Origin of the sequence: Oscillibacter sp. CAG:155, assembly GCA_000436875.1 — a bacterium.
GTDB lineage: Bacteria > Bacillota > Clostridia > Oscillospirales > Oscillospiraceae > Oscillibacter.
In genome coordinates, this window is sequence record FR890893.1 from 1 (window position 1) to 10,642 (window position 10,642).

General features: G+C 60.0%; 12 protein-coding genes and 1 other annotated feature. Of the genes, 7 read left to right on the top strand and 5 right to left on the bottom strand.

Annotated elements, in window-relative coordinates; all coding sequences use genetic code 11:
* A partial coding sequence (locus QZL67_RS04795; RefSeq protein ID WP_292919878.1) for an amino acid--tRNA ligase-related protein occupies nucleotides 1-756 on the top strand: 756 nt, incomplete at its 5' end.
* Nucleotides 757-784: 28 nt separating this feature from the next.
* Here QZL67_RS04795 and QZL67_RS04800 read toward each other — a convergent pair.
* Nucleotides 785-925: a hypothetical protein gene (locus tag QZL67_RS04800; RefSeq protein ID WP_022289622.1), complete on the bottom strand. Its 141-nt coding sequence runs from the start codon at nucleotides 923-925 to the stop codon at nucleotides 785-787.
* Nucleotides 926-1,008: 83 nt separating this feature from the next.
* On the opposite strand from QZL67_RS04800, the gene QZL67_RS04805 reads away from it, so the two are divergent.
* From QZL67_RS04805 to msrA, 6 genes are all read left to right on the top strand, one after another.
* Nucleotides 1,009-1,227 carry a helix-turn-helix domain-containing protein gene (locus QZL67_RS04805; RefSeq protein ID WP_022289623.1) on the top strand — a complete coding sequence of 73 codons (219 nt, stop codon included), beginning with the start codon at nucleotides 1,009-1,011 and terminating at the stop codon, nucleotides 1,225-1,227.
* Between the two features lie 131 nt (nucleotides 1,228-1,358).
* Nucleotides 1,359-2,528, top strand: a complete 1,170-nt coding sequence (locus QZL67_RS04810) for a glycoside hydrolase family 3 protein (protein WP_022289624.1) — start codon at nucleotides 1,359-1,361, stop codon at nucleotides 2,526-2,528.
* A 75-nt stretch (nucleotides 2,529-2,603) separates the two neighbouring features.
* Nucleotides 2,604-3,518 carry a hypothetical protein gene (locus QZL67_RS04815; protein WP_022289625.1) on the top strand — a complete coding sequence of 305 codons (915 nt, stop codon included), beginning with the start codon at nucleotides 2,604-2,606 and terminating at the stop codon, nucleotides 3,516-3,518.
* An 18-nt stretch (nucleotides 3,519-3,536) separates the two neighbouring features.
* Nucleotides 3,537-4,691, top strand: a complete 1,155-nt coding sequence (locus tag QZL67_RS04820; protein WP_022289626.1) for an alanyl-tRNA editing protein — start codon at nucleotides 3,537-3,539, stop codon at nucleotides 4,689-4,691.
* A 12-nt stretch (nucleotides 4,692-4,703) separates the two neighbouring features.
* On the top strand, nucleotides 4,704-5,009 hold the full coding sequence (locus tag QZL67_RS04825; protein WP_022289627.1) for a hypothetical protein: 306 nt from the start codon (nucleotides 4,704-4,706) through the stop codon (nucleotides 5,007-5,009).
* A gap of 57 nt (nucleotides 5,010-5,066) precedes the next feature.
* Nucleotides 5,067-5,633, top strand: a complete 567-nt coding sequence (msrA, locus tag QZL67_RS04830; RefSeq protein WP_022289628.1) for a peptide-methionine (S)-S-oxide reductase MsrA — start codon at nucleotides 5,067-5,069, stop codon at nucleotides 5,631-5,633.
* Nucleotides 5,634-5,722: 89 nt separating this feature from the next.
* Here msrA and QZL67_RS04835 read toward each other — a convergent pair whose 3' ends face one another.
* From QZL67_RS04835 to QZL67_RS04850, 4 genes are all read right to left on the bottom strand, one after another.
* Complete coding sequence (locus QZL67_RS04835; RefSeq protein WP_022289629.1) at nucleotides 5,723-7,144, bottom strand: NCS2 family permease; 1,422 nt, start codon at nucleotides 7,142-7,144, stop codon at nucleotides 5,723-5,725.
* A 220-nt stretch (nucleotides 7,145-7,364) separates the two neighbouring features.
* Complete coding sequence (locus tag QZL67_RS04840) at nucleotides 7,365-8,801, bottom strand: glycine--tRNA ligase (RefSeq protein ID WP_022289630.1); 1,437 nt, start codon at nucleotides 8,799-8,801, stop codon at nucleotides 7,365-7,367.
* Between the two features lie 62 nt (nucleotides 8,802-8,863).
* Nucleotides 8,864-9,066 (bottom strand) — a binding site (T-box leader).
* 211 nt (nucleotides 9,067-9,277) lie between these two features.
* Nucleotides 9,278-10,069 carry an RNA-binding cell elongation regulator Jag/EloR gene (gene jag / locus QZL67_RS04845; RefSeq protein WP_022289631.1) on the bottom strand — a complete coding sequence of 264 codons (792 nt, stop codon included), beginning with the start codon at nucleotides 10,067-10,069 and terminating at the stop codon, nucleotides 9,278-9,280.
* Between the two features lie 15 nt (nucleotides 10,070-10,084).
* A partial coding sequence (locus tag QZL67_RS04850; protein ID WP_292919880.1) for a YidC/Oxa1 family membrane protein insertase occupies nucleotides 10,085-10,642 on the bottom strand: 558 nt, incomplete at its 5' end.

A 10,642-nucleotide genomic window follows, 5' to 3' on the forward strand; every position in this document is an offset into this window, starting at 1 on the left:
GACGTGGAAGTGGTCTCCGGCGGCAAGCCCTACTGGTTCCGCCTGGACGAGAACGGCGAGATCGTGGGCGGCATCGCCAAGTTCGTAAGCCCCATCAAGGAACAGGTGATCTCCGCCCTGGGCCTCAAGCCCAACGACTTTGTGGCCCTCTCCGCCGGGAAGCTCTCCCAGGCCCAGAAGACCGCAGGCGTGCTGGTGAAGACCCTGGGTGCCGCCGTCCCCGGCCACATGGACAAGGAGCAGTACGCCTTCTGCTGGATCGTGGACTTCCCCATGTACGAGATCGGCGAGGAGTCCGGCGAGCTGGAGTTCTGCCACAACCCGTTCTCCATGCCCTCCGGCGGCCTGGAGGTGCTCCTCAAGGCCGAGCGGGGCGAGATCGATCCCCTCTCCATCACCGCCGACCAGTACGACCTGGTGTGCAACGGCGTGGAGCTCTCCTCCGGTGCCGTGCGGAACCATGATCCCGAGATCATGATCAAGGCCTTCGAGCTGGTCCGCCTGGGCGAGGAGGACGTGAAGGCCAAGTTCCCCGCCATGTACAACGCCTTCACCTACGGCGCACCCCCCCATGCCGGCATTGCCCCGGGTGTGGACCGCATGGTGATGCTGCTGGCAGGCGAGGACTCCATCCGGGAGATCATCCCCTTCCCCATGAACAAGAACGCACAGGACCTCATGATGGGCGCCCCCAGCGAGGTGACCCAGAAGCAGCTGGACGAGCTGCACATCGCCCTGGTGAAGCCCGAGGAATAAACAGCAAAACGCCAAAGAGAGCCGGACATCACGTCCGGCTCTCTTCTTGTCCCTGGTCTGCTTCCTGCAAAATCTGTTCCTCACAGCTTTGCTGCGCTTCCACCAAAATGCGGATGGACTTTTCCGTTGCCCGCATCAGCTGTAAATACAGTTCCTTATAGTCCGGCATCTCATCACCTCCCCCTCCATAATAGGTCCATTTTACCCTATTATCAATAGGTCACCGGGGCATAATTTTCATGAGGTGATGGTATGACCCCCATGCGTAAGCTCCGGAAGGAACGGAAGTACTCCCAGGTAAAGATGCAGATGCTCACCGGCATCGACCAGAGCGATTACTCCAAAATTGAGACCGGAAAGCGGAACATGACCTTTGAGCAGTGTCGGCGGATTGCTTTGGCTCTGGACACCAGCATGGATTACCTGGCAGGGCTCACAGATGACCCTACTCCCTATCCCAAAACGAAATAAACACAAAGGCGGAACCGTGAGGCTCCGTCTTTTTTTACCTCTCCGGATGTTCATTCCCGGCGTGCCTTTTCTTTTTCCACAGCGTATGGTAAACTGACCATAACCATCCGTCCTTTTCGCAGGAGGTGCTTATGAAACGCTTTTTGACGGCGGCGCTGGCCGCTTTGCTGCTGCTTGCCCTCCCCGCCTGCGGCTCTCAGAAAACCACGGAACAAGAGCCGATAACTGAGGAGACGGAGGAACCCGCCCCGCCTCCCGAACCTACGGAAGAAGAGCTGGCAGCCCAGAAGATTGAGGACCTGCTGGCCTCCCTGACCACAGAGGAAAAGGTGGGCCAGCTCTTCTTTGTCCGCTGTCCCGCCGACAGCGCTGCGGACGATGTGTCCGCCTACCATCTGGGGGGCTACATTCTCTTCGGCCGGGACTTTACCGACAAGACCGCCGACGATGTGATTCAAACCATCCGCTCCTATCAGAACGCCGCCGCTGCCGACACCGGTATCCCCCTGCTCATCGGCGTGGATGAGGAGGGCGGCACCGTGGTCCGTGTCAGCTCCAATCCCCATCTGCGCAGGGAAAAATACCCCTCGCCCCAGAAGCTGCTTGCCCAAGGCGGCACGGAGGCCCTGGTGGAGAATGCGGCGGAGAAGGACGCCCTGCTCCACGGCCTTGGCATCAACGTGAACCTTGCCCCGGTGGTGGACGTATCCACCAACCCCGGCGACTTCATCTATGACCGCACCTTCGGTCTGGATGCGGATGGGACCTCCGACTGCGTCACCGCCGTGGTGGAGCAGATGTCCGCAGACAACATGGGCAGCGTCCTGAAGCACTTCCCCGGCTACGGCAGCAACGCGGACACCCACACCGACATCGCCGTGGACCAGCGGTCGCTGGAGCAGTTTGAATCCGCCGACTTCCTCCCCTTCTCCGCCGGAATGGACGCAGGGGACGGAAAGACCGCCGTGCTGGTATCCCACAACATCATGACGGCGGTGGATGATACGCTCCCTGCCTCCCTCTCTCCGGCGGTGCATCAGCTTCTCCGGGAGGAGCTGGGCTTTGACGGCGTGGTGATGACCGACGATCTGGCCATGGACGCCGTGGCGGCCTACTCCGAAAGCGGTGCCGTGGCGGTGATGGCACTTCAGGCAGGCAATGACCTGGTCCTCACCACCGACTACCGCACCCAGATCTCCAAGGTCCTGGAGGCGGTGGAAACCGGCACGCTGTCCATAGACACCATCGACACCGCCTGCCGCCGGGTCCTGACCTGGAAGCAGACCCTGGGGCTTTTGTGAAACGAACGCCCCCCTTTTCCCGTTCTTTTTTATGAGCAGTCCCTGTGGAAGATCGGATAAAAAGGAGGCCCTTTTATGAAAAAACAGCTGCGGTTTTTGGTATTGATTGCCCTGACCATCGGTCTTCTGACCGTCTCCGCCCTGGCGGACTCCGGCCCCAAGCCCCTGCTGACGGTGCGGGTAAAAAACGCCCCCCAGGAGCTCTATTACCTGGATGTGCTGGCAGAGGGGGAATACGAAAGCCACTCCTACGGAAGCGGTGAGAGCGAATACAGCGGCATCGACTGGAACTACACCCCGGAGGAAGCCGCTGCCCTGGACGCAGAATTGCTGGACACCCTGCGAGCCGCCGTGCCGGAGGGCTGGCAAGCCTGCACGGCAGAGGGAACCGGCGGCGCTCCCATGTGGGGCGACCTGGAGGGCGAGGACAGCGGCCGCCAGGGGGTCCGGCTCCACACCTTTGGCTATTTTGGCTTGCCGGACACCTACCGCATCCTCATTGCCACCGCCGACGGCGATACCTACGTTTTTCCCCCCTGCACCCGGACGGTGCTCCAATCCTCGGTGACTGTGGACTGGGAGACAAAGTCCGTGGAAATCCCTCCGGCGTGGATCGGTTATGTGCTGCAATTTCTCTGCACCCTGCTGCCCACGCTGGTGATTGAGGGCGTGGTGCTGGTTTTGTTCGGCTTTTCCTGGAAACGGAACCGAAAGCCGTTTTTGCTGGTGAATCTCGTCACCCAGGGGGCGCTGGCGGTGTATTTTTCCATAACCGCCGTGCAAAGCGGCGTAGGATTCTGGTACTTTTTCCTGCTGATTCCGGCGGAGATCGTCATTGCCTTCGTGGAGGGTGGACTGTACACCCGCCTGCTTGCCGGACAGAGTCGCCGCCGGGCCTTTGCCTACGGCATCACCGCCAACCTCTCCTCCGCCCTGCTGGGTCTTTTGACCGTAGAACCCCTCTGGCGCTGGATTGTCTCCATCTCATAAATGAAAGGAATGTTCCACATGGAAACGGAAAAGCTCTATTATCAGAACCCCTTCCTGCGCACCTTCACCGCCACCGTTCTCTCCTGTGAAGCGGGCAAAGGCGGGTATCTGGTGACGCTGGACCGGACCGCCTTTTACCCCGAAGGCGGTGGACAGCCCGCCGACCACGGCACGCTGGGGGGCTTTGCCGTCACCGATGTCCATGAAAAAAACGGCGTAATTCTCCACACTGTCGAAAACTCGGTGGAAATTGGCGAAAACCTCACCGGGGAGATCAACTGGGCCCGCCGCTTTGACCACATGCAGCAGCACTCCGGCGAGCACATCCTCTCCGGCATCCTCTGCCGGGACTACCACTGCGACAACGTGGGCTTCCACATGGGCGCCGACACCGTCACCATCGACTACAACGCGGAGCTCACCTGGCAGCAAGTCCTAGCTGCGGAGGAGGAGGCCAACCGGGTTATCTGGGCGGACACGCCGGTGGAGATCACCTATCCCTCCCCGGCGGAACTGGAACAGCTGGACTACCGCAGCAAAAAGGCCCTCACGGGTCAGGTGCGCATCGTCACCTTCCCGGGGGCGGACTGCTGCGCCTGCTGCGGCACCCACGTCCTCCGGTCCGGTCAGGTGGGGATCATCAAGATCCTCTCCTGTCAGAAGTTCCGCTCCGGCGTCCGGATGGAGATTCTCTGCGGGGAGCGGGCCTACCGGTATCTCTCCGGCACCTACGACCAGGCCCGGGCTGTGGGCCAGCAGCTGAGCGTCAAGCCCCTGGACGCCGCGGCGGCCGTGGAACGGCTGGAGGCGGAACTCACCGCCGCCAAGGCACGCATGACGGAGCTGGAGGAGACGGTATTTTTCCACAAAGCCCAGGAACTTCGGGGAAAAGGGGACGTGCTGCTGGTGGAATCCCCCATGCGCTCCGATGGCGTCCGAAAGCTGGCGGATGCCGTGGCAAAGACCTGCGGCGGGCTGGCGGCCGTGTTTTCCGGCCGGGACGGACAGTTCAGCTATGCGCTCGTCCGCGCTGACGGGACAGATGTAGCCCCGCTGGTCAAGACCCTCAATAATGCCCTCCACGGACGGGGCGGCGGCCGGGGCGGTTTCGCCCAGGGCAGTGTCCAGGCCTCCGAGGCGGAGATTCGGACGTTTTTCAACAATCCCTCTTGAAAGGTGGAAATCATGCGCTATCTTTTACTGGAATACGATCATCCCCAGGAGGATGAGGCAAAGCAGGTCTACTCCGAGCTGGACCGGGAAAACCGGGAGACCCGGCGGGTGGAACTCTATCCCAACGGGCTGTGGTTCGCCTACGGAGACGAACACGGCCGGGAAGAGGCCCTCTCCCCCGACCCCTTCCCGGAGGACGTACGAACGCTGAACATCCCCGGTGAGATATCTGCCCGCACCATCGCCCCCGGTGTGTTCCGGGAGGTCTGGGACCAGGCTGCGGAGCGCCCCGACGGCTTTATGGGCATGTTTTTCTGACTGCAACACTTACACCTGAACCGGCATACAAAGGCGCCTGAAGCGCCGGGAGGCCTTATGAAGTACGATGAAACGACCATCTGCCTGGCGGGAGGCTGTTTTTGGGGCATGGAGGCCCTCTATCGCCGCCTGCCCGGCATCACGGACGTCCGCTGCGGCTATGCCAACGGAGACAGCGCCGCCCACGCCAATTATGAGGATGTCTGCACCGGCATCACCGGTTTTCGGGAAGCGGTGCTGGTGACCTGGGACCCCGGAAAAACCTCTCTGGAGGCGCTGCTCTTTGCCTTCTTTGCCGTGGTGGACGTGGAACTGCCCAACCGCCAGGGTGCGGACATCGGAACCCAGTATCAAACCGGCATCTATTGGACCTCTCCGGCCCAGGAGCGCACGGTGCGGACCGTGGCAGATCTGGAGGCAGCGGCAGTTCCCTTCTTTGCGGTGGAACTGAAACCTCTGGAAACCTTTTTCCCGGCGGAGGAATATCACCAACAGTACCTGGAAAAGCATCCCCGGGGGTATTGCCACATCTCCCCTGTCCGGCAGGCGGCGGTGGCGGCCTTTCCCTTCCGACGGGAGGCATATACCCGTCCGGCGCGTCAGCTGCTCTCCCAAGGAATATGACACCGAATCAGCAAAAGCGGCACGGCTCAAAAGAGCCGTGCCGCTTTCTTTTTATATTTCCGCTGTATTTCCGTTTCCGGGAGATTTTGTCACACGATCAGGAAGAACTTCACCAGGAACAGCGCAGAGATCACATAGGTCAGTGCGGAGACTTCCTTGGCCTTGCCGGTGAAGACCTTGATGACGGTGTAGGAGATGAGGCCAATGCCGATGGCGTGGCCGATGGAGCCGGAGATGGGCATGGCAATGAGCATCAAAGAGACGGGGACCATCTGGTCCATGTCGTCGAAGTTGACGTTCTTGAGGCCCATGACCATCAGCACGCCCACATAGATCAGCGCGGAGGAAGTGGCCGCCGCGGGGATAATGGCGGCGATGGGGGCGATGAAGATACACGCCAGGAAGAGGATGCCTGTGGTGAGGGCGGTGAGGCCCGTGCGGCCGCCGGCCTCCACACCGGAGGCGGACTCCACGAAGGTGGTGACGGTGGAGGTACCGGTGCAGGCGCCGGCCACGGTGCCGATGGCATCGGAGAGGAGGGCTTCCTTCATGTTGGGCATGTTGCCGTCCTTATCCACCATGCCTGCCCGGGAGGCAGTGCCCACCAGGGTGCCGATGGTATCGAACATGTCGATCATGCAGAAGGTGATGATGAGGGTGATGGCAGTGAACCAGCCGATCTGCAGGAAGCCCTGGAAATCGAACTTGAAGAGAGTGGTCTCCACCATGTCGCTGAAGGGGGGCACGAAGGAGGCAGTGGAGAGGGACTCGAACGGGTTCACGCCCAGAACGGCGAAATCACCGATCCAGTAGACAATAGAGGCCACCAGCATGCCCAGCAGCACGGAGGCCTTGACGCCATGCTTGGAGAGAATCACGATGACAAAAAGACCCACAAACATAGTCACTACGGTGAGGACCATGGTGGAGTAGCCGCTGCCCATGTTGGTCTTGGCCACGCTGGGAGTCAGGGCACCGAAGAAGTCCCGCATCACATAGAAGGGGCCGCCGGTCTCGGAGTAGACACCCACGTTGGAGCCAAGGCCGATGTTCAAAAGCATCAGTCCGATGGCAGGGGAAATGCCAAGGCGGATGCCCAGGGGAATGGCGTCCACAATTTTTTCCCGGATGTTGAGCAGGGACAAAATCAAAAAGACAATGCCCTCCAGCAGGATGATGACCAGGGCAGACTGGAAGGACTCCACATAGCTCATGCCGGTGAGGCCGACAATGTTGGACACCACCACGGCGAAGAAACTGTTGAGGCCCATGCCGGGGGCCAGGGCAAAGGGCTTGTTGGCCAGGAACGCCATGCAGAACATGGCCAGAGCAGAGGCGATGCAGGTGGCCAGGAACACGCCGTTCCAGAGGGCTGAACCCGTATCAAAGTTGGTGAGCAGATTGGGATTCAGGGCGATGATGTAGGCCATGGTCATAAAGGTGGTGAGACCGGCCAGGATCTCCGTGCGGACTGTGGTACCGTTTTCCTGTAGGTGGAAGATCTTTTCCATAATTTGCTCCTTTCTCTATTCAAGTCAAGTGGCTTCGCGTATCTCTCTGGTATTATCATAGGAAATCCCGGAAGGAAATACAAGTGGCCGTGTGTAAGAAAAGAATTGCTTTTTTTGGCGGGACGCACAAATTCTTTTTAAATATTTGAAAAAAACAGGGCCGGCGGGGAAAAAACCCGCCGGCCCACAGGCTGGATCAGCGAAAAAACAGATGATGAAATCAGTAGGCCAGCTTTTTCTCCAGCCAGCTCTTCACCTGGTCCATGGGGATGCGCACCTGCTCCATGGTATCCCGGTCCCGGATGGTGACACAGTGATCGGCGGGGGTGTTCTCGTCGCCCACGGTCTCAAAGTCCAGCGTGATGCAGTAGGGCGTACCGATCTCGTCCTGGCGGCGATAGCGCTTGCCGATGGAGCCGGTGTCGTCGTAGTCGACCATGAAGTACTTGGAAAGCTCGTTGCGCAGCTCCTGGGCGGGGCCCGCCAGAACTTCCTTCTTGGAAAGGGGCAGCACGGCCGCCTTAAAGGGCGCGAGAGCCGGATGGAAGTGCATGACCACCCGGACATCGTCGTTGCCCTTCTTGTCCTTGCCCACCACTTCCTCGTCGTAGGCCTCAATGAGGAAAGCCAGCGTCACGCGGTCGGCGCCCAGGGAGGGCTCCACCACGTAGGGGATATAGCGCTCGTTGGTCTCGGGGTCAAAGTAGGTCATGTCCTTGCCGGAGGTGTTCTGATGCTGGGTCAGGTCGTAGTCGGTGCGGTCCGCCACGCCCCACAGCTCACCCCAGCCGAAGGGGAACAGGAACTCGAAGTCCGTGGTACCCTTGGAGTAGAAGCACAGCTCCTCAGGCGTGTGATCCCGCAGACGCAGGTGCTCCTCGCTGATGTTCAGGTTCAGCAGCCACTCCTTGCAGAAGGAACGCCAATATTGGAACCACTCCAGGTCGGTGCCGGGCTTGCAGAAGAACTCCAGCTCCATCTGCTCAAACTCCCGGGTACGGAAGGTAAAGTTGCCGGGGGTGATCTCATTGCGGAAGGACTTGCCGATCTGGCAGACACCGAAGGGCAGCTTCTTCCGGGTGGTGCGCTGGACATTCTGGAAGTTCACGAAGATGCCCTGGGCAGTCTCCGGCCGCAGGTACACGGTGTTCTTGGCGTCCTCGGTAACGCCCTGGAAGGTCTTGAACATCAGGTTGAACTGCCGGATGTCGGTGAAGTTGTGCTTGCCACAGCTGGGGCAGGGAATGTTGTGGGACTCGATAAAGTCCTTCATCTCCGCCTGGGAGAAAGCGTCGATGGGCTTGGGGAGCTCCACGCCGTTCTCACCGGCCCAATCCTCAATGAGTTTGTCGGCCCGGAAGCGCTCCTTGCACTCCTTGCAGTCCATCAGGGGATCGGAGAATCCGCCCAGATGGCCGGAGGCCACCCAGGTCTGAGGATTCATCAAAATGGCGGCGTCCAGGCCCACGTTATAGGGGTTCTCCTGGACAAACTTCTTCCACCAGGCCTTCTTCACGTTGTTCTTGAGCTCCACGCCCAGAGGACCGTAGTCCCAGGTGTTGGCCAGACCGCCGTAGATCTCGCTGCCGGAGAAGATGAAGCCCCGCCCTTTGCACAATGCCACGATCTTTTCCATGGTCTTTTCGCTGTTTTTCATGGTTTGCTCTCCTTCTATCCTCATTTTCGCCAAGACAAAATAAAAACGCCCCGGGCCTGACGGCTCAGGGCGAACTTTGTTAGTCCGTGGTTCCACCTGAATTTCCCCCATGGGGGACACTCTGCCCAATAACGGCGGGGACCGGCGAAGCATTTCCGCTCCGCAGCTCCAGGGCGCCTTCTCCCCTCCCCCGCAAGGACTCACACCAACCGTCCTCTCTCTTGTCCGGGAATAAAAGGATACTTCTCCCTGTCACAGCCTTTGATATATCGTGTGAACTCTATCACGTTTTTGGAAACTTGTCAAGTCCGGGGCAGATTTCTGCCCGTTTTGAAGGGAAGGCCCCGGGTTTTACACAAAATTTAAAACTTTGTGGAGAAATATTCCCTTTTTGGCCCCTCTGCGGCGGAAAAAGCCCTGAAAACAGAAAACCGGCCCGAAGAATTTCCACTTCGGGCCGGTTTTTGTGGATGAATTTACTTTTTCTCCCGATCGTAGGCCACGATCACCCGGCGATTGGGCTCCGTGCCGGTGGAGTAGGTGGTTACACCCGGCACATCCTGCAGCGCGGTGTGAATCACATGGCGCTCATAGGCGTTCATGGGTTCCAGCGTCACGCTGCGGCGGTAACGGGTGACCTTGGCAGCCACCTTCCGGGCCAGATGCTGGAGACTCTGCTCCCGCTTTTCCCGGTAGTTCTCCGCGTCCAGCTGGACCCGGACCCGGCCGCCGCCGGCGCGGTTGACGGAATAGCTGGTCAGCTGCTGAATGGCATCCAGCGTCTCGCCCCGGCGGCCGATCAGGGCCCCCAGGTTCTTGCCCTCCAGGATCACCTTATAGCGGCCCTTTTCCGGCAGATACACCCGGACTTCCGCCTCGCTCTCCATCTGCGCCAGCAGACCGGTGAGGAAGGTGCGGATGGCCTGGGACTTTTCGTCGTGGACTTCCTCCCCCAGTTCCGCGGCAGCGGGAGCCGTACTCTGGGCCTTCTCCTCCCGGGTCTCCTCTGCGGGAGCGGGAGCGGCCGGCTTCTCCGCCACAGGGGCAGGCACTTCCTGTACAGCGGGGGCGGGCTGCGCAGCAGGCTCCGTCTCCTCGCCGTAATACACCCGCACTTTGGCGGGACAGCTGCCAAGGCCCAGGAAGCCGGACTTGGCGCGCTCCAAAATCTCAACGGACACATCGTCCCGCTCAAGGCCCAGCTGCTCCAGTGCCTTCGACAGGGCCTCGTCCTCGGTCTTGCCCGTTACATCAATAAATTCTCTCATGGCGTAACAAGCTCCTTATTTTGTCTCGCTCTCACCATAGCGGTCCGCCTTGTAGGAACGGCCCCTTGCATAGGGACGGTCTCCCACACGGCCCGCCTCGGTGGTGCTGGTGGCGGCCTTCTTGGCCTTCTGGGCCTTGGCCTCCTGGGCAGCTTTGCGCTTTTCCTTCAGGCTCTGCTTCTGGGCGCCCTGCTGGCGGATCTCCTCCTGGCGCTTGCGGCCTTCTTCCATCCGTTTTTGCCGGTCGGCCTGACGGGCCTGATACCGGGCCTCTTCCTCTTCTTCCAGCTTCTTGTTATAGAACTTGCCCATGAAGAACTCCTGAATGGCGGAGAACACGCTCTGGGAAATCCAGTACACACCCAGGGCGGCGGGCAGCGTGAAACCGATCCACAAAGAGAACAGGGGCATCATCAGCATCATGCTCTTGTTTGTGGCAGCAGCGGAGCTGTTGGACTGGCCCTTCATGCTGATCTTCATCGTCACAAACTGCATGGCAGCGGAAATGATGGGAATCAGCAGCAGACCGATGGCGCTCCAGGTGATGCCGTCTTTGAGCATCCCAAAGCCGCT

Excerpts from the sequence above, each read along its gene's own strand:
- QZL67_RS04800 (WP_022289622.1), bottom strand. The coding sequence starts at position 925 with ATGCCGGACTATAAGGAACTGTATTTACAGCTGATGCGGGCAACGGAA.
- QZL67_RS04805 (WP_022289623.1), top strand. The coding sequence starts at position 1,009 with ATGACCCCCATGCGTAAGCTCCGGAAGGAACGGAAGTACTCCCAGGTA.
- QZL67_RS04810 (WP_022289624.1), top strand. The coding sequence starts at position 1,359 with ATGAAACGCTTTTTGACGGCGGCGCTGGCCGCTTTGCTGCTGCTTGCC.
- QZL67_RS04815 (WP_022289625.1), top strand. The coding sequence starts at position 2,604 with ATGAAAAAACAGCTGCGGTTTTTGGTATTGATTGCCCTGACCATCGGT.
- QZL67_RS04820 (WP_022289626.1), top strand. The coding sequence starts at position 3,537 with ATGGAAACGGAAAAGCTCTATTATCAGAACCCCTTCCTGCGCACCTTC.
- QZL67_RS04825 (WP_022289627.1), top strand. The coding sequence starts at position 4,704 with ATGCGCTATCTTTTACTGGAATACGATCATCCCCAGGAGGATGAGGCA.
- msrA (WP_022289628.1), top strand. The coding sequence starts at position 5,067 with ATGAAGTACGATGAAACGACCATCTGCCTGGCGGGAGGCTGTTTTTGG.
- QZL67_RS04835 (WP_022289629.1), bottom strand. The coding sequence starts at position 7,144 with ATGGAAAAGATCTTCCACCTACAGGAAAACGGTACCACAGTCCGCACG.
- QZL67_RS04840 (WP_022289630.1), bottom strand. The coding sequence starts at position 8,801 with ATGAAAAACAGCGAAAAGACCATGGAAAAGATCGTGGCATTGTGCAAA.
- jag (WP_022289631.1), bottom strand. The coding sequence starts at position 10,069 with ATGAGAGAATTTATTGATGTAACGGGCAAGACCGAGGACGAGGCCCTG.